Origin of the sequence: Micromonospora sp. NPDC023814, from assembly GCF_040639595.1 — a bacterium.
Lineage (GTDB): Bacteria > Actinomycetota > Actinomycetes > Mycobacteriales > Micromonosporaceae > Micromonospora.
Genome location: NZ_JBFAAF010000040.1, coordinates 18,514 through 35,812 on the forward strand (window position 1 = coordinate 18,514; position 17,299 = coordinate 35,812).

The 17,299-nt window shown below is 73.1% G+C and carries 17 protein-coding genes; 10 read left to right on the top strand and 7 right to left on the bottom strand.

Annotated features, from left to right (window positions below; all coding sequences use genetic code 11):
* Positions 1 to 65 precede the first annotated feature (65 nt).
* Positions 66 to 1,022, bottom strand: a complete 957-nt coding sequence (gene murQ / locus AB0G14_RS21310) for an N-acetylmuramic acid 6-phosphate etherase (RefSeq protein ID WP_357699894.1) — start codon at positions 1,020 to 1,022, stop codon at positions 66 to 68.
* On the bottom strand, positions 1,019 to 1,933 hold the full coding sequence (locus AB0G14_RS21315; protein WP_350708619.1) for a MurR/RpiR family transcriptional regulator: 915 nt from the start codon (positions 1,931 to 1,933) through the stop codon (positions 1,019 to 1,021). Before AB0G14_RS21315 ends, murQ begins: the two co-directional genes overlap by 4 nt.
* A 294-nt stretch (positions 1,934 to 2,227) precedes the next feature.
* Here AB0G14_RS21315 and AB0G14_RS21320 point away from each other — a divergent pair, with 294 nt between their 5' ends.
* Positions 2,228 to 2,920, top strand: a complete 693-nt coding sequence (locus AB0G14_RS21320; RefSeq protein ID WP_357699896.1) for an SDR family NAD(P)-dependent oxidoreductase — start codon at positions 2,228 to 2,230, stop codon at positions 2,918 to 2,920.
* 46 nt (positions 2,921 to 2,966) lie between these two features.
* Here the strand turns inward: AB0G14_RS21320 and AB0G14_RS21325 are convergent, their stop codons facing one another.
* The gene (locus AB0G14_RS21325) at positions 2,967 to 3,698 is read right to left on the bottom strand and encodes a dTMP kinase (protein WP_357699898.1); all 732 of its coding nucleotides are present in this window, start codon (positions 3,696 to 3,698) and stop codon (positions 2,967 to 2,969) included.
* A gap of 101 nt (positions 3,699 to 3,799) precedes the next feature.
* Between AB0G14_RS21325 and AB0G14_RS21330 the strand changes: the two genes are divergently transcribed.
* Genes AB0G14_RS21330 through AB0G14_RS21345 form a run of 4 tightly spaced genes read left to right on the top strand, consistent with a single transcriptional unit; the run spans position 3,800 to position 5,630 of the window.
* Positions 3,800 to 4,438 carry a nucleotidyltransferase gene (locus tag AB0G14_RS21330; RefSeq protein WP_357699900.1) on the top strand — a complete coding sequence of 213 codons (639 nt, stop codon included), beginning with the start codon at positions 3,800 to 3,802 and terminating at the stop codon, positions 4,436 to 4,438.
* Positions 4,435 to 4,710, top strand: a complete 276-nt coding sequence (locus tag AB0G14_RS21335; protein ID WP_350678265.1) for a hypothetical protein — start codon at positions 4,435 to 4,437, stop codon at positions 4,708 to 4,710. Before AB0G14_RS21330 ends, AB0G14_RS21335 begins: the two co-directional genes overlap by 4 nt.
* Before the next feature lie 9 nt (positions 4,711 to 4,719).
* Positions 4,720 to 5,496 carry a metallophosphoesterase gene (locus AB0G14_RS21340; protein ID WP_357699902.1) on the top strand — a complete coding sequence of 259 codons (777 nt, stop codon included), beginning with the start codon at positions 4,720 to 4,722 and terminating at the stop codon, positions 5,494 to 5,496.
* Positions 5,487 to 5,630, top strand: a complete 144-nt coding sequence (locus tag AB0G14_RS21345) for a GPGG-motif small membrane protein (RefSeq protein ID WP_007464364.1) — start codon at positions 5,487 to 5,489, stop codon at positions 5,628 to 5,630. Before AB0G14_RS21340 ends, AB0G14_RS21345 begins: the two co-directional genes overlap by 10 nt.
* A gap of 178 nt (positions 5,631 to 5,808) precedes the next feature.
* Here the strand turns inward: AB0G14_RS21345 and AB0G14_RS21350 are convergent, their stop codons facing one another.
* Complete coding sequence (locus AB0G14_RS21350; protein ID WP_357699904.1) at positions 5,809 to 6,582, bottom strand: peptidoglycan DD-metalloendopeptidase family protein; 774 nt, start codon at positions 6,580 to 6,582, stop codon at positions 5,809 to 5,811.
* Positions 6,583 to 6,829: 247 nt separating this feature from the next.
* On the opposite strand from AB0G14_RS21350, the gene AB0G14_RS21355 reads away from it, so the two are divergent.
* The 5 genes from AB0G14_RS21355 to AB0G14_RS21375 all read left to right on the top strand — a co-directional run bounded on the left by AB0G14_RS21355 (position 6,830) and on the right by AB0G14_RS21375 (position 13,137).
* On the top strand, positions 6,830 to 8,170 hold the full coding sequence (locus tag AB0G14_RS21355; protein ID WP_357699906.1) for an ABC transporter substrate-binding protein: 1,341 nt from the start codon (positions 6,830 to 6,832) through the stop codon (positions 8,168 to 8,170).
* Between the two features lie 66 nt (positions 8,171 to 8,236).
* Positions 8,237 to 9,286, top strand: a complete 1,050-nt coding sequence (locus AB0G14_RS21360) for a sugar ABC transporter permease (protein WP_357699908.1) — start codon at positions 8,237 to 8,239, stop codon at positions 9,284 to 9,286.
* A 1-nt stretch (position 9,287) separates the two neighbouring features.
* Positions 9,288 to 10,256, top strand: a complete 969-nt coding sequence (locus tag AB0G14_RS21365; protein WP_357699910.1) for a carbohydrate ABC transporter permease — start codon at positions 9,288 to 9,290, stop codon at positions 10,254 to 10,256.
* Between the two features lie 60 nt (positions 10,257 to 10,316).
* A complete protein-coding gene (locus tag AB0G14_RS21370; protein WP_357699912.1) occupies positions 10,317 to 11,396 on the top strand; it encodes a LacI family DNA-binding transcriptional regulator in 1,080 nt (359 codons plus the stop codon).
* 64 nt (positions 11,397 to 11,460) lie between these two features.
* A complete protein-coding gene (locus AB0G14_RS21375) occupies positions 11,461 to 13,137 on the top strand; it encodes an alpha-amylase family glycosyl hydrolase (RefSeq protein WP_357699962.1) in 1,677 nt (558 codons plus the stop codon).
* 52 nt (positions 13,138 to 13,189) lie between these two features.
* Here AB0G14_RS21375 and AB0G14_RS21380 read toward each other — a convergent pair whose 3' ends face one another.
* From AB0G14_RS21380 to xylB, 3 genes are all read right to left on the bottom strand, one after another.
* Positions 13,190 to 14,614, bottom strand: coding sequence for an MFS transporter (locus AB0G14_RS21380; RefSeq protein WP_357699914.1), 1,425 nt, complete (start codon positions 14,612 to 14,614; stop codon positions 13,190 to 13,192).
* A gap of 62 nt (positions 14,615 to 14,676) precedes the next feature.
* Entirely contained in the window at positions 14,677 to 15,789 is a 1,113-nt protein-coding gene (locus AB0G14_RS21385; protein WP_357699915.1) for a DUF5925 domain-containing protein, read from the bottom strand.
* 40 nt (positions 15,790 to 15,829) lie between these two features.
* Positions 15,830 to 17,296: a xylulokinase gene (xylB, locus tag AB0G14_RS21390; RefSeq protein ID WP_357699917.1), complete on the bottom strand. Its 1,467-nt coding sequence runs from the start codon at positions 17,294 to 17,296 to the stop codon at positions 15,830 to 15,832.
* Positions 17,297 to 17,299 lie beyond the last annotated feature (3 nt).

Below are 17,299 nucleotides of genomic sequence, written 5' to 3' on the forward strand. Positions count from 1 at the left end.
CCGTCAGGAGGCCAGCAGGGCCAGGGCGCCGCGGTCAGGAGGCCAGCAGGGCCAGGTCGCCGCGGTCAGGAGGCCAGCAGGGCCAGGGCGCCGCGGACCTGGTCGGCGGAGCGGGCGAGGGCGGCCCGCGCGGCCGACACCTCGGCCCCGGAGACGAGCGAGACCAGCGCGGTCTTCATGTCGCCGTCGGCCTCGCCGAGGGCCCGTCGGCAGATCTCCTCGGAGCAGCCGGTGGCCTCCATCAGGATCGAGATCATCCGGCCGCGGAGCTTGGCGTTGGTGGCCACCATGTCGATCATCAGGTTCGAGTAGACCCGACCGAGCCGCACCATGACTGCCGTGGAGAAGGTGTTGAGCACCAACTTCTGCGCGGTGCCCGCCTTCATCCGGGTCGACCCGGTGACGACCTCGGGTCCGGTGTCCACGCCGATGAAGACGTCCACCGACCCGGCGGCCTCCGCCTCCGGGTTGGCACAGAGCAGCACGGTCGAGGCGCCCTTGGCCCGGGACGCGGCGAGCGCCCCCAGGACGTACGGCGTGCGACCGCTCGCGGCGAGTCCGACCACGAGGTCGCCGGCGCGTACGCAGTCGGCGGCCTCGGCCGCCCCGCCCCGGTCGTCGTCCTCGGCGTCCTCGACCGCCCGCCACATGGCATCCGGCCCGCCCGCGATGTGTGCGCAGAACCAGTGCCGGGGCGAGTTGAAGGTGGGGGCGAGTTCGGCGGCGTCGATCACGCCGAGCCGGCCGGAGGTGCCGGCGCCGAAGTAGTGCACCCGGTGCCCGCCGCGCAACGCGGCCACCGCCAGGTCCACCGTCGCGGCGATCTCGTCCAGGACGTCCGCGACCGCGCCGGGCACCCGCCGGTCCGCCTCGTTGATCACCGAGAGCACGTCCCGCGTCGACATCAGGTCGAGGTCGACGCTGTGCGGGTTGCGCCGCTCCGTCGGCGCGCCGACCCGGATCACCGGGCGGGCCGCCATCGGGGTGGCCACGTCCTGCGGTTCCACCGCGCCGGCCGTCATGCCCGCCTCCGTCCCGAGCCGACCCGGTGCGACTGGACTGCCTCGGCGGTTGCCTCGAGGGCCTTGCGGGCCCGCGACCGGTTACGCGCCGCCACCCCGACGAAGAGGCAGTCGACGACGGTGAGCTGGGCGAGCCGGCTCGCCATCGCGCCGGACCGATAGGTGGTCTCGCGGGCCGCCGTGGTGAGCACGAAGTCGGCGACCTCGGTGATCGGCGAGCGGGGGAAGTTGGTCAGCGCCACCGTGGCGGCGCCCCGGGCCCGGGCCTGCTCCAGCACCTCGACCACGTCGGAGGTGGTGCCGGTGTGCGAGATGCCGACCGCGACGTCGCCCCGGCCGAGCAGCGCGGCCGACGTCAGCGCGGTGTGCACGTCCGGGAAGTAGAAGGCGGTGCGGCCGATCCGGTGCAGCTTCTGCTGGAAGTCCGAGGCGACGAAGCCGCTGGCGCCGGCGCCGTAGACGTCGATCCGGCCCGCGCCCGCGATGGCCTCGACGACCTGCTCGCAGATCGCCGGGTCGAGCTGCTCGGCCGTCTCCTCGACGGCGCGCGCGTCGTTGAACGCGATGGTGGCGATGATCTGGGCGAGGTCGGCGCCGGGCGGGATGTCACCGCCGACGACCCGGGCGTCCGGCGGCTCGACCCGGCGGGCGGCCTCGGCGGCGAGCCGGATCCGCAGCTGTGGGTAGCCGTCCATGCCGACCGACCGGCAGAACCGGATGACGGTCGCCTCGGATGTCTCGGCGGCGGTGGCGAGGTCGGTGATGGTCCGACGCGCGGCGTCGGCCGGGTCGGCGACGACCAGCCGGGCGACCCGCTGCTCGGCCGGCGACAACGACGGGAGCAGGCCGCTGATGTGAACGATCAGTCCACCCGGCTCGTGACTCGCAGAAATCTTCGGACTCTTCGCCACGGATGAAACTTACTTTCATGAGGCGTGAGCGTCAACCATGACTCCGAGTGTTGGGGAAAACACCCCCCGCCGGGACCGCCGGATCTGCTCAGGGTGCCACTCCCCCGGTGCCGTCGCCTCCCCCGGGAGGGCGGCCCGGCCCTGCCGGTCGGCCGCGGTCTCCGGAGAGACCATGCCACCATTCCGCCTTCCGCGACGCCCCGTCACCGCGGCGGCGCCCCGGGCCACCCCACGCCGCCGGGACGACCTCCCGGCGGTCGGCGCCGGGGCCGGGCCGCCACTAGCGTGTGGCGCATGGCGGAACGCAGTGTGCTGGTCACCGGGGGAACGGGCGGGCTGGGCGGGGCGGTAACGGCTGCCTTCCTCGACGCGGGGTGGCGGGTCGTCGTACCCGGGCGGGAACGGCCGCCGGCGACGGAGCCGGCGGCGGGCGCTCCGGTCCGGCTGGTCGCGGACCTCACCGACCCGGCCGGCGCGGAGCGGGCGGTCGCGGCGGCCGCCGACGATCCCGCGGCGCCGCTGCGGGCGGTGGTCAACCTCGTCGGCGGGTACGCCGGCGGCGGGCTGGTGCACGAGACCCCGGTCGAGGAGTTCGACCGGATGCTGACGGTGAACCTGCGACCGACCTGGCTGGTGACCCGGGCGGCGCTGCCGCGCCTGGTCGCGGCCGGCGGTGGCGCGGTGGTCTGCGTGTCCTCCCGGGCGGCCGTCGCCCCCTTCCCCGGCGCCGCCGGCTACGTGACCGCCAAGGCAGCCGTGCTCGCCTTCGCGAACGCGGTGGCCGTGGAGTACCGGGCGGCCAAGGTTCGCTGCAACACGGTGCTGCCGAGCGTCATCGACACCCCGGCGAACCGCGCGGCGCAGCCCACCGCCGACCACTCGCGCTGGGTCACGCCGGCCGAGATCGCGCCGGTGGTCCGCTTCCTCGCCTCCGACGAGTCGGCGCCGACCAGCGGCGCGAGCATCCCGGTCTACGGCCGCGCCTGACCCGGCCCGGTCGCCCGCGTCCAGTCGGCCGGTCACACCCGGCGGGTCAGACGGTCAGGCGGCCCGCCGCGACCGGCTCCACGGCCGGCGCGGCCACGACGGCGGGGGCGGCCACCGCGTGGGACGGGCCGTCGCGCCCGTCGGCGGCGTCGAGCCAGCCGGCGAGGTGACCCCTGATCTGCCGGGACACCTCCTCCGGCGGGCGCCCGGCGTCGACCACCACGAAGGTCGGGTGCTCCGGCAGCGACCGGTACGCGGCGTCCGCGGCGGTCAGGTACCGCATGCTCTCGTGGTCGGTGCCGCGCTGCTCGATCCGCCGGTACGCCTCGGCCGGGTCGACGGTCAGCAGGAAGGTCACCTGCGGCCGCGGAAAGAACCGGTAGCCCACCCGGGCGAGCCGCTCCCAGCGCTGGCCCCCGTGGGCGCGGATGCTCGCGTACTGGCAGGCGGAGTAGCGGTCCATGACCGCGATCCGGCCCGTGGCCAGGCAGCCGAGCAGGGCGGCGGCGATGGCGAGCCAGCGCAGCACGGACTCCACGGCGAGCAGGCCGCCGCGCCCGACGAGACGCTGGGCGTCCGGCCGGCCGAGGCGGTGCGCGACGCGGCCGAGCCAGCGGCGCCCGCCCGCGTTGCGGTGATAGGTGGCGGGGTGCCCCGCCGCGGTGAGCGCGTCGGCGAGCCGGTGCGCCTGCGTGGTCTTGCCCGAGCCGTCGATGCCGATCAGGGCGACGGCGCGCAATCGGGCCCTCCCGCGCCGTGCCTCCGGTGATCTGGACACCCTGCACAGGCTATCCGATCCGCGCTCGCGTTGCCGGAGATTTGTACCGTCTGCTCCCGGTTGACCCCACCCGCGCCTCCTGCCAGGTGTGGCCCCCCGGGATGCCGGGTACCGGAGTTGGATCAGCCGCCTACCACCATCGACGGGAGACGCCAATGGCCGAGCGCGGGGACGAGAGCCTGGTGCACACGCTGAAGAAGGTCGCCGCCGTGCTCAAGCAGGAAGAGATTCCCTTCGCGCTCGGCGGCAGCTTCGCCGTGTACGCCCACGGCGGCCACTCCAGCGAGCACGACGTCGACTTCCTCATCCGGGAGGTCGACGTGGAACGCGCCCTGGAGGCCCTGGTCGCAGCGGGTTTCACGGCCGAGCGCCCGCCCGAGGACTGGCTGGTCAAGGTCTTCGACGACGGGCGGATGGTCGACCTCATCCACCGGCCCATCGAGACGCCGGTGACCGAGGAGACGTTCGCCGACACGATGGTCCGGCCGGTCGACGCGATCCACATGCCGGTGCTCTCGGCCACCCAGTTGATGGTGCACAAGCTGCTCAGCTTCTCGCAGCACTACTGCGACTTCGCCCGGGGCCTGCCACTCGCCCGTTCGCTGCGGGAGCAGATCGACTGGGAACGGGTACGCAAGGAGACGCAGCACTCGCCGTACGCGGAGGCGTTCCTGGTGCTGCTGGACCGGCTGGACGTGGTGCCGTACTCCGGCACCCCGCAGCGAGAGGGGACACCGTGACCGAGCACCGCGACGTCGCCACCGGGCCGCCCGACGAGTACGTCGAGGCAGAGGTGCACCGGCTGCTCACCGAGGACCCGGACGTGGCCGAGCAGGGGATCACCGTGGTCCGCCGGGAACGCGGCCTCGTGCTGTACGGCGAGGTGGAGAGCCCGCACCGGCGGGAGGAGATCCTGCGCCGGGTGGCCGAGCGCTTCCCGGACGTGCCGATCACCAGCGACATCGGGGTGATCCGCGCGCAGGCGCCCACGGAGATCGAGCAACTGCCCTGAGGAGGTGCCATGGTGATCCGGATCGCCGCCGTGGGTGACGTGCATCTGGACGAGGACGTGGTCGGCCGGTTCCGGCCAGCGCTGGAGGAGTTGCCCGAGCACGCCGACGTGCTGCTGCTCGCCGGTGACCTGACCCGGCACGGGACGGAGTCGGAGGCCCGGTGCGTGGCCACCGAGTTCGGCGGACTGGGCGTGCCGGTGGTGACCGTGCTCGGCAACCACGACCACCAGTGCGACCAGGTGCCGCAGGTGGTCAAGGTGCTGGAGGACGCCGGGATCAGGGTCCTGGAGGGCGACGGCGTCGTGCTGGACTGCGCCGGCGGCCGGCTGGGCGTCGCCGGGGTGAAGGGGTTCGGCGGCGGGTTCGCCGGGCGCTGCGCCAGCGACTTCGGCGAGCCGGAGATGAAGGCGTTCGTCCGGACCACCACCGGGAGCGCGGACGCGCTGGCCGCGGCGCTGCGGGGGCTGGACTGCGACGTGCTGGTGGCGCTCACCCACTACTCGCCGGTGCCGGACACGCTCGCCGGTGAGCCGCTGGAGATCTACCCGTTCCTGGGGTCGTACCAGCTCGGTCAGGCGATCGACTCGGCGCCGACCGCACTGGCGCTGCACGGGCACGCGCACGCCGGGACCGAGCGGGGCACCACGCCCGGCGGGGTACGCGTCCGCAACGTCGCCCACCCCGTGATCAAGCAGGCCTACAGCGTCTTCCACCTGGGCGACCACCTCGATCAACCGGAGGTTTCCCGCGTCGGCGGCTCGGGTATCCAGCAACCATGGAGCTGATTCTCTGGATTCTCGCAGTCGTACTCGTGGTCGCCGGCATCCTCGCGCTGTTCCGCCGGCAGATCCTGTGGGGCATCGTCCTCATCGTGGTGGGCCTGCTGGTCGGGCCGGGTGGTGTGAGCATCTTCAATTGACGTGGCGGCCGTCCGCCGCCGACCGGGACCCGCCGGGGTCGTCGTGACCGGAACTCCGTCCTCCCGACGGGAGCATCCGGACCCGACGACCCCGGCGCCGTGCTGTCCGCGGGTGGCCGCTCCCGGCACGCGTGCCGGATGACGGGGCCCCGGACGGTCCCGGGGCCCCGTCCCGCGCTCAGCAGCGGGGCACGTTGGGGATGTAGCCGTCGTGGCCGGTGTAGACGTACGCGTCGGCGATGTAGCGTCCGCTGCCGATCCGGTCCCAGATCGAACTGGTGCCGTAGGTGCCGGTGACGGTGGTGCCGCTGGTCTGGCAGTAGATGGTCACCCGGGTGCCGTCGGCGACGGTGCCCACCGCCTCGTAGCCGGTGCCGGGGCCGGAGCGGACGGTCAGCGGGGTCCCGCTGGTGTTGACCGTGCCGGAGCCGGTGGCGCTGCCGCAGCCGTTGTCGCTGGTGTAGGTCTTCGTCCCCCAGTAGAGGGCGAGCGCGCCGTTGAAGCGGACCTGGATGTCGTTGCCGTTGAGCCGCTGCTCGTAGTGCAGGTGCGGGCCGGTGGAGCCGCCGGTGCTGCCGACCCAGCCGATCACCTTCCCGTAGCCGACGGTCTGCCCGACGGAGACGTTGAAGCCGTTGAGGTGGGCGTAGTAGGTGCTGTAGCCGCCGCCGTGGTCGATCCGGACGTACTTGCCGTAGCTGGTCCCGCCGAGGTCCGTGACCCGGTCGACGGTGCCCGGCGCGCTGGCCACCACCGGGTCGCCGAGGTCGTCGGTGCGGTTGAAGTCGATCGCGTACGCCGGGCTGTGGCCGGTCCGCGTCTGGCCGGACCAGGACTGCCCGCAGGGGAACGGCACCTTGAACGTCGGCGCTGCCATCGCCGGGGCCGCCGGGAGCAGCGCGCCCACGGCCAACAGACCGGTCGCGAGCAGGCTGAGCCATCGCTTACGCATCCAGAACCTCCAATGTTGAAATTCTTCTATTCCTACCTCCAGCGTGACAGAAATCGCCACTCCTGAAAAGATGCGGACGCATGTCATGGGAGCGCGCCCATGAGGCGACGTCAGGGTTTCCGGATTGTTACTCGGTCGTGTCCGGGTAGGGGTGGACCGGGCTGGATGCAAGCGCTTACATGTGTTGATGCCAATCGGACCGGCGCGCGTTCGATTCCCCCACGCGCCGGCAAGGAAGGAGAACGGCATGGCGTTTGCCAGATCACGCCAGGCTCTCGCGATCGCCGGCGTACTGGGGCTGGCGCTGAGCGTCACCGCCTGCGGCACCGGCAACGACAAGAAGAGTGACGCCGCGGGTTCCGCGGAGTGCGCCGCATACGACAAGTACAAGGGCCACGACGGCAAGAAGGTGACGATCTACTCGTCGATCCGGGACATCGAGGCCGACCGCCTGGCCGAGTCCTGGAAGCAGTTCGAGGACTGCACCGGCATCAAGATCGACCACGAGGGCAGCGCCGAGTTCGAGGCCCAGCTGGGTGTCCGGGTCGACGGCGGCAACGCTCCCGACCTGGCGTTCATCCCCCAGCCCGGCCTGCTCAAGCGCTTCGCGGACTCGGGCAAGCTCAAGCCGGTCGGCGCCGACACCAAGAAGATGGCCGAGGAGAACTACCCGGCCGACTGGCTGAAGTACAGCACCGTCAACGGCCAGTTCTACGGCGCCCCGCTCGGCTCGAACGTGAAGTCGTTCGTGTGGTACTCGCCGAAGACCTTCAAGGAGAAGGGCTGGACCGTCCCGACCACCTGGGACGACCTGATCGCCCTGAGCGACAAGATCGCCGCCACCGGCACCAAGCCGTGGTGCGCCGGCATCGAGTCCGGTGACGCCACCGGCTGGCCGGCCACGGACTGGATCGAGGACGTGATGCTGCGGACGCAGACCCCCGAGGTCTACGACCAGTGGACCACCCACGGCATCCCGTTCAACGACCCGAAGGTCGCCGAGGCCGTCGACAAGGCCGGCACCATCCTCAAGAACGAGAAGTACATGAACGGCGGGTACGGCGGCGTGAAGAGCATCGCCACCACCGCCTTCGGCGAGGCCGGCCTCCCGATCACCACCGGCAAGTGCGCGCTGCACCGGCAGGCGTCCTTCTACGCGAACCAGTGGCCGAAGGGCACCAAGGTGGCCGAGGACGGCGACGTCTTCGCCTTCTACTTCCCGGCGATCGACCCCGCCAAGGGCAAGCCGGTGCTGGGCGGCGGCGAGTTCGTCTCGGCCTTCACCGACCGCCCCGAGGTCCAGGCGGTGCAGACCTACCTCGCCTCCGGCGAGTACGCCAACAGCCGCGCCAAGATCGGTGACTGGGTGTCGGCGAACAACAAGCTCGACCTGGCCAACGTCGCCAACCCGATCGACAAGCTCTCCGTCCAGATCCTCCAGGACAAGAGCTCGGTCTTCCGCTTCGACGGCTCCGACCTGATGCCGGCCACGGTCGGCGCGGGGACGTTCTGGAAGGGCATGGTCGACTGGATCAACGGCAAGGACACCGCGACGGTGCTGAACGGCATCGAGAGCAGCTGGAAGTGATCTGAACGGTGGGCCGGTCCGCGGGCGCGGGCCGGCCCACCGGCAGATCCAGACCTGGGAGGGTCGATGGAGTTCGACTTCGCGGAGGAACAGCCGAAGTTCCTCATGCTGATGTACGGGCTGATCGCTTTCGTCGCGGTGGTGGGCGGTCTGCTCCTGCTCCTCGACGTGGTGCCGGCCTGGTTCGCCCGCCGCCGGGAGGCGCAGCTCGTCGCCGCCTCCACGAGCGGCGCCCCGCTCCCCCGCCGGCGCAAGCCGCGCGAGGGCGTGTTCGCGCTCTTCTTCCTGCTGCCGACGCTGCTGCTGCTGACCGTCGGGCTGGTGGTCCCGGCCATCCGCACCACGATGCTGTCCTTCATGGACGCGGGCAGCAACGACTGGGTGGGGCTGCGCAACTACGGCTGGATGTTCTCGGAGGACTCGATCGTCCGGGTGCTGCTGAACACCCTGATCTGGGTGCTGCTCGTCCCGCTGGTCGCCACCGCGTTCGGCCTGATCTACGCGGTCATGGTGGACAAGGCCCGGTTCGAGGCGGTCGCCAAGTCACTGATCTTCCTGCCGATGGCGATCTCCTTCGTCGGCGCCAGCATCATCTGGAAGTTCGTGTACGCCTACCGCGGCGACGGGCAGGAGCAGATCGGTCTGCTCAACCAGATCGTGGTGAGCCTCGGCGGCGAACCGAAGCAGTGGCTGCTGGAGTCGCCGCTGAACACGCTGCTGCTGATCGTGATCATGGTGTGGATCCAGGCCGGGTTCGCCATGGTGGTGCTCTCCGCCGCCATCAAGGCCATCCCCGCCGACATCGTGGAGGCGGCCCGCCTCGACGGGGTCACCCCGTGGCAGATGTTCTGGCAGATCACCATGCCGAGCATCCGGCCGGCGCTGATCGTGGTCGTGGTGACGCTGTCGATCGCCACGCTCAAGGTCTTCGACATCGTCCGGACGGCCACCAACGGCAACTACGACACCAGCGTGATCGCCAACGAGATGTACAACCAGGCGTTCCGGTACGGCCAGAACGGGCAGGGCTCGGCGCTGGCGGTCTTCCTGTTCGTCCTGGTGGTGCCGATCGTGATCTACCAGATCCGCAACCTCCGACAGCAGCGGAAGGGCTGAGATGACCACCGCAACGCCCACCGTCGCCGCCGGGACCCAGAAGACCGACGGCCACACGTCCACCGCCGCCGCGCGGGTGCGCAAGCGGCTGAACAGCCGCACCGCCACCCTCGTGTCGATCGTCATCGCGGTGCTCTGGACCATCCCGACCTTCGGCCTGTTCATCTCGTCGTTCCGGCCGGAGGACCAGATCAAGAGCAGCGGGTGGTGGACCTTCTTCACCGACCCGCAGTTCACCTTCGAGAACTACCAGGAGGTGTTGTTCGGGCGTTCCTCGTCGTCCGGGCAGCTCGCCAGCTACTTCATCAACTCGCTGGCGATCACCGTCCCGTCGGTGCTCTTCCCGCTCGCCTTCGCGGCCCTGGCCGCGTACGCGCTGGCCTGGATCAACTTCCGGGGGCGGGACTGGGTGTACATCGCGATCTTCGCGCTGCAGATCGTGCCGCTGCAGATGGCGCTGGTGCCGCTGCTGAAGTTCTTCTCCACCGGGGTCACCGTCGGCGGGGTCACCGTGCTGCCCGCCTGGGACCTGGTCGACGAACAGAAGTTCGCGCAGGTGTGGTTCGCGCACACCTGTTTCGCGCTGCCGTTCGCGGTCTTCCTGCTGCACAACTTCATCTCGCAGCTCCCGGGGGACCTGATGGAGGCCGCCCGGGTCGACGGGGCCACCCACCCGAAGATCTTCCGTACCATCGTCCTGCCGCTGATCACCCCGGCGCTGGCCGCGTTCGGCATCTTCCAGTTCCTCTGGGTCTGGAACGACCTGCTCGTCGCGCTGATCTTCGCCGGTGGCGGCAACGAGACCGCTCCGCTCACCGTCCGGCTGGCCGAGATGGCCGGCACCCGGGGCAACGAGTGGCAGCGGCTCACCGCCGGCGCGTTCATCTCGATCGTCGTACCGCTGATCGTCTTCCTGTCCCTCCAGCGCTACTTCGTGCGGGGCCTGCTCGCCGGCAGCGTCAAGGGCTGACGCCGCTCCGCCGCCGCCGGGACACCGGCGGCGGCGGAGCCGGCGCGAAGCGGGGGTACCGTGACGAAGATCGATGATGTCGCACGCCTGGCCGGGGTCTCCACGGCCACCGTCTCCCGGGCGCTGCGCGGGCTCCCGGCGGTCTCGGCCGCGACCCGGCGGCGCGTGCTCGCGGCGGCCGAGCAACTGGAGTACGCCGTCTCGCCGAGCGCCTCCCGGCTGGCCGGCGGGCGCACCGGCGCCATCGCGGTCGTGGTCCCGCGGATCACCCGGTGGTTCTTCGCCACCGTCGTGGAGGCCGTCGAGGAGTTCCTCCACGAGTCGGGCTACGACCTGCTGCTGCACAACCTCGGCGGGCGGGAGCAGACCCGCCAGCGGGTGCTGCGCGCCGCCAACCTGCACAAGCGGGTGGACGCGATCATGCTGGTCGCCACGCCGCTGCGCCCCGCCGACCTGATCGCCCTGACGAAGCTGGAGCTGCCCGGGGTGACCGTCAGCTCCGGCTCCGTCGTGCCGGGCTGGCCCTGCGTACGCATCGACGACGTGGACGCCGCGCGGACCGCCACCCGGCACCTGCTCGACCTGGGCCACCACCGGATCGCGCACATCTCCGGCGACCCGGAGGACGAGCTGGCCTTCACCACCCACCTCGACCGGCGGCGGGGCTACCGGGACGCGCTGCGCGACGCCGGCCTCGCCCCGGACCCGGGCCTGGACGTGGAGTCGCAGTTCACCATCGACGGCGGCACGCGCGCCACCAAGGAACTGCTCCGCCGCGGCGAGCCGCCGACGGCGATCTTCGCGGCCTGCGACGAGATGGCGATGGGGGCGATGACGGCACTGCGGGACGCCGGCCTGCGGGTGCCGCAGGACGTCAGCGTCATCGGCGTCGACGACCACGACCTGGCCCGCGTCGTCGGGCTGAGCACGATCGCCCAGCCCGCGGCGGAACAGGGCCGGCTGGCCGCCCGGATGCTGGTCGACCCGCTCGTCGGCCGGCGACCGGAGCCGCCCGACCCCGACGCGGGCGCGGGCTCCACCCCGGCCCGCCGGGCAGCCGGTGACCCGCCGGAGACGCCCGTGATCCTGCCCACTCGACTGATCGTGCGGGAATCGACCGCGCCGCCCCGGGCACACTGACGGGGACCGCCGATCCCCCGGCACCACGCACCCGACCGTACGGCTCGACACACGGGAGAAGGCCCTGAACAGCAACCCGACACACCAGGACACGCCCGCCGACGCGGCCACCGGTTGGTGGACGCGGGCCGTCATCTACCAGGTCTATCCGCGCTCCTTCGCCGACTCGGACGGCGACGGGATCGGTGACCTGCCCGGCATCACCGCCCGCCTCGACCACCTCGTCGAGCTGGGCGTCGACGCGGTCTGGCTGTCGCCGTTCTATCCGTCGCCGCAGGCCGACGCCGGCTACGACGTGGCCGACTACCGCGACGTCGACCCGCTCTTCGGCGGCCTCGCCGACGCGGACCGGCTGATCGCCGAGGCGCACTCGCGCGGGCTGCGGGTGATCGTCGACCTGGTGCCCAACCACACGTCGTCGGCGCACCGCTGGTTCACCGCGGCGCTCGCCGCCGCCCCCGGCAGCCCGGAGCGCGACCGGTACGTGTTCCGGGACGGCCTGGGACCGGACGGCGACCGGCCGCCGAACGACTGGCAGAGCGTCTTCGGCGGGCCGGCCTGGACCCGGGTCACCGACCCCGACGGCCGACCCGGCCAGTGGTACCTGCACCTGTTCGACACCGGGCAGCCCGACCTCAACTGGGACAACCCCGAGGTGCGGGCGGAGTTCCTGGACGTGCTGCGGTTCTGGCTGGACCGGGGCGTGGACGGTTTCCGGGTCGACGTGGCGCACGGCCTGATCAAGCAGGCCGACCTGGCCGACTGGCAGGAGCCGCAGGAGATCCTCTCCGGGCGGGAGGTCGACAAGCCGCGCCCGCCGATGTGGGACCAGGACGGCGTGCACGACATCTACCGGGAGTGGCGCCGGCTGCTGGACGGCTACCCGGGCGAGCGGATCCTGGTCGCCGAGGCGTGGGTCGAGCCGGCCGAGCGGCTGGCCCGGTACGTGCGCCCCGACGAGATGCACCAGGCGTTCAACTTCGAGTACCTGCTCGCCTCGTGGACCGCGCCCGCCCAGTACGCGGTGATCACCCGCTCGCTGGAGGCCACCGACGCGGTCGGCGCCCCGACCACCTGGGTGCTGTCCAACCACGACGTGGTCCGGCACGCCTCCCGGCTCGGGTTGCCCGTCGGCGGCAAGCGGCCCAACGGCATCGGCATCGGCGACCCGCAGCCGGACGCCGCGCTCGGCCTGCGCCGGGCCCGGGCGGCCACCCTGCTGATGCTCGCCCTGCCCGGCTCGGCCTACCTCTACCAGGGCGAGGAGCTGGGCCTGCCGGAGCACACCACGATGCCCGACGAGGCGCGGCAGGACCCGACCTGGGTACGCAGCGCGCACACCGAGCGGGGCCGGGACGGTTGCCGGGTGCCGATCCCGTGGGAGGCCGACGCCCCGTCGTACGGCTTCGGGCCGACCGACGCGAGCTGGCTGCCGCAGCCACCGGTCTGGGCGGAGCACGCCCTGGACCGGCAGCGGGGCGTGCCCGGCTCGACGTACGAGCTGTACCGGACGGCGCTGCGGCTGCGCCGCGAGCACGACCTCGGCGCGGGCACGCTGGAGTGGCTCGCCAGCGGCGACGAGGTGCTCTCCTTCCGCAACGGCGGGCTGACCGTGCTGACCAACTTCGGCGACGCCGCCGTGCCGCTGCCGGCCGGCACCGAACTGGTGCACGCCAGCGCCCCGCTCGACACCGACAACGCCGTGCCCACCGACGTGACGGTCTGGGTCCGGCCGGCCTGAGCTGTAAGGAAGGGCCCCTTGTTAACGCATAGCGTTAACAAGGGGCCCTTCCTTACAGCTGCTCGGCGCGGGTGTGCAGGAGGTCGTGGACGTCGGCGATGTCCGTCGGCGAGGTCCGCGACGCCAGCCAGTACATGATCCCGGTCGGGATGAAGAAGAGCTGGAAGGCGGCCAGCCCGACGGCGTAGTTCAGCGGCGGCGGGAAGGCCGCCCGCAGCCCGTGGAAGGCGACCCCGACCAGCCCGTTGCCGGCCGCCCGACCGACGCCGTTCACCAGGTTGCCGAGGCTGTAGACGGTGCCCCGGTGCTCGGGCGGGTTGACGTCGGCGATCAGGGCGAACCAGTTCGGCGAGTTCGCGGAGGTCAGCGCCAGCGCCACCACGGCGGTGAGCAGGCTCAGCCCGACCGTCGGCTCGGTGACCACGCTGGCCAGCACCGCCCGGACCACCGTCCCCGCGCCGGCGCCGTCGGGCACGTCGATGCGGATCGGCACGAAGAAGAGCACCAGGTAGAACGGCAGCGCCGCGAGGATGCCGACCGCCGCGACCAGCGCCCGCCCCCTCGGCGTACGGCGTTGCAGGGCGTCGCCGACCAGCCCGCCGACGATGGAGAGCACCCCGCCGAGCTGGAACAGGGTGGCGAAGACGCTGCCCACCACCACGGCGGTGGCGGCGGAGTAGCCCTGGTCCTCGGCCCGCTCGGCGAAGAGCACGGGCAGCCAGACCAGCGACCCGAAGGCCGCCTGCGCGGTGAGGCCCTGCATGATCAGCCACCGGTTCGTCCGCCGGCCGAGGATCCTCGGCAGGTCCGCCCGGCTGATCCGGTAGTCGTACTCGGCGCCGGTGGCGAGCGCGTCGGCCAACTCCGGTTCGCTCTGGCCCCGGCGGATGTCGTAGGTGAACAGGTAGGCGGCGGTCGCCAGCAGGCCGACCACGGTCAGCGCCAGGAACGGCCGCCGCCAGTCGGCCGCCCCGAGCAGCCCGCCGACCAGCGTGCCGGCCAGCGTGCCGACCCCCTGGGACAGCCCCCAGAAGCTCATCACCAGCCCCCGCCGGCGGGGTGAGATCAGGTCGGTGACGACCGAGAACCCGACCGACCCGACGGCGCCCAGCCCGACCGCCGCCAGCAGTTGCGCGGCCAGGAACGCGGGGTAGTTCGCCGCGACCGCGCTGCCGCCGGTGCCCAGCGCCCAGATCAGGGTGCCGACCATCAGCAGCGGCTTGCGGTTCGCGCGGTCGCCGACGTACGCCCAGCCCACCGCCGCCACCGCGCTGGCCAGGAAGCTCACGGCGGTGACCAGGCCGAGCAGCCGCCGTGGCACGTCGAAGGCGTCGGCGATCGGCCCGTACAGCGGGGGCACCAGGCCGATCGCCACGTTGTCCAGCGAGGCGAGCAGCACGAAGACCACGACGCTGTAGAACCGGTGCGCGGCCGAGCCGCCCCAGGCCCGCGCCGCCCCGCCGCTCATCAAGGTCATGAGCGGCAGCCAACCAGGGTCAGGTCACGACCGGGTGACGGCGCGCGGGCGGGTCGGGCGGCTCAGAGGTAGCCGCCGATCGCGGGCGGGGCCGCGGGCGTGGCCGGCGTGCCCGCACGCAGCGCGTACAGCTCGGCGAGGGTGGCCCCCTGGGGCGGCACCCCCGCCGACGTGCCCAGCCAACCCGTGGCCTCCTCGTACGACAGCGGGCCCACCTCGATCCGGGCCAGGCAGCGCCCCGGCCGGACCACGGCCGGGTGCAGCCGGGACAGGTCCTCGTTCGTGGTGATGGCGACGAGCACGTCGCGCCCCTGCCCGAGCAGCCCGTCGGTCAGGTTGAGCAGCCGGGACAGCGCCTGGCCGGCGGCCTGCTTCGCCTCGCCCCGGATCAGCTCGTCGCAGTCCTCCAGGATGAGCAGCCGCCACCGGCGACCCGTGCCCGGCTCGCCGTCCTCGTCCCCGACCGCCACCTCCGACAGGTACGCCGGGTCCGCGAAGAGCACGTCCGGGTCCAGCACGGCGTCGACCTGGCACCACTCGCGCCACGCTCGGGCGAGGGCGCGCAGCGCGGTGGTCTTCCCCGTCCCGGGCGCCCCGTGCAGGAGCACCAACCGGCCGGCGAGCTGCTGCGGGGTGGTCGCCATCAGCGCGTCGAGCGCGGTGCGCGCCCCGGCGGCGTAGTTCGGCCGGATCTGCGCCCACTCCGGCGCGGCGATCGACCGCACGTCCCGCTGGCTGCCCCGGCGGGGGTTCTGGTGCCAGAAGCCGATCCGGCCGGCACCCGGGTCCTCCGGTTCGGCGGCCCCGTCGACGATCCGGTCGAGGGCCGCCCGGCCGACCTCCTCGGTCACCGCCGTGACGGTCACCTCGGCGCCCCGCCCCTTCCAGGTGACCACCCGGGCCGTCCAGCCGTCGCCGGCCAGCAGGCGGGACCGCTGCCGGTTCTCCACCGCCGTACGCAACAGTCGCCCGTCGGGGGCGGTCAGGGGCGCGTCGGGGCGCACCCGGGAGAGCCGGACCGTGTGCGACCACGGGTGCCGGCCGGTGACGAAGTCCGCCAGGACCAGCGCGTCGATGACGTCGCAGGGGGTGTCCGCGTCGTCGTACTGGAGCATCGAGGGGATGCCTGTCCCGACGGTCACCGGCGCCTCGTCCGCTTGGGGGGTGGTTCGCATTCGTCGATGATCGCGAGCCGGGGCGCGCCCGTACAGTCGTTTACCTTTCGCCGGCCGGGGCGCGGTCGAGCCGGTCGAGGAAGCGGTCGCGGGCGGCGGCGTACCGCTCGCGGACGGCGGGAACGGGCGCGGCCGCGTACTCCTCGGTGTCCCGGACCGACCAGGTGGGGGGCGCCGCGCCGCCCAGGGCGACCCAGGCGGCCTGGCGGGCGGCGCCGTCGGCGACGTACTCCCCCGGTGGCGGGACGACCACCGGCACCCCGAGGACCTCGGGCGCGATCCGGCGCACCGCCACCGAGCGGGCTCCCCCGCCGACGAGGATCACCCGGCGGACCGTGGCGCCCTGGGCGGTGAGCGCGTCGAGGCCGTCGGCGAGAGCGCAGAGCAGGCCCTCGACGGCGGCCCGGGCCAGGTGGGCCGGGGTCGAGGTGCGCAGGGTCAGCCCGTGCACCGCGCCGGTCGCCAGCGGCCGATCGGGGGTCCGCTCGCCCTCGAGGTAGGGCACCACGACCAGGCCGTCCGCGCCGGCGGGGGCGGCGAGCGCCAGCGCGGCCAACTCGTCCAGGTCGACCCGGAGCAGGGCCGCGGCGGCGTCGAGCACGCGGGCGGCGTTGAGCGTGCAGACCAGCGGCAGGAAGCGGCCGGTGGCGTCGGCGAAACCGGCGACCGTGCCGGTCGGGTCGGCGGCGGGGGTGTCGGCGACGCTGAACACGGTGCCGGAGGTGCCGACGGAGAGCACCACGTCGCCCGGCCCCGCGCCGACCCCGAGCGCGGCGGCGGCGTTGTCTCCGGTGCCGGGGCCGAGCACGGCCCCGTCGGGCAGTCCCGGGCCGGCCCGGAAGGCGTCGGGGCGCAGCGCGCCGGCCGGTTCCGCCGGGCCGAGCACGGCCGGCACGTGCGGGCGCCGGCCGAAGGCGCGCTCCAGCAGGTCGAGCCGATAGTCGCCGGTGGCCGGGGACCAGTAGCCGGTGCCGCTGGCGTCGCCCCGGTCGGTGCGCAGCGCCGCCAGGCCGGGCGCGCCGGCCAGCCGCCAGGTCAGCCAGTCGTGCGGCAGGCAGACGGCCGCCACCCGGGCCGCGTGCTCCGGCTCGTGCCGGGCCAGCCAGCGCAGCTTGGTGGCGGTGAAGCTGGCCACCGGCACGCTGCCGATCGCGTCCGCCCAGAACCGGCGGCCGGCCGCCCCGCCGCCGGCCTCCTCGACCAGTTCGGCGGCGGCCCCGGCGGAGCGGGTGTCGTTCCACAACAGCGCGGGCCGGACGACGGCGCCCGCCTCGTCGAGGCAGACCATGCCGTGCTGCTGGCCGGCGACGGAGACCGCCGCGACGTCGGCCAGCCCGCCGGCGGCGTCGACCGCCGCGGCCAGCGCGGACCACCACGCCGACGGGTCGACCTCGGTGCCGTCCGGGTGCGGTGCCCGGCCCTGCCGGAGCAGGGCGCCGGTCTCCGCGTCCCGGACGACGACCTTGCAGGACTGGGTCGAGGAGTCGACCCCGGCGACGAGCGGCATCTC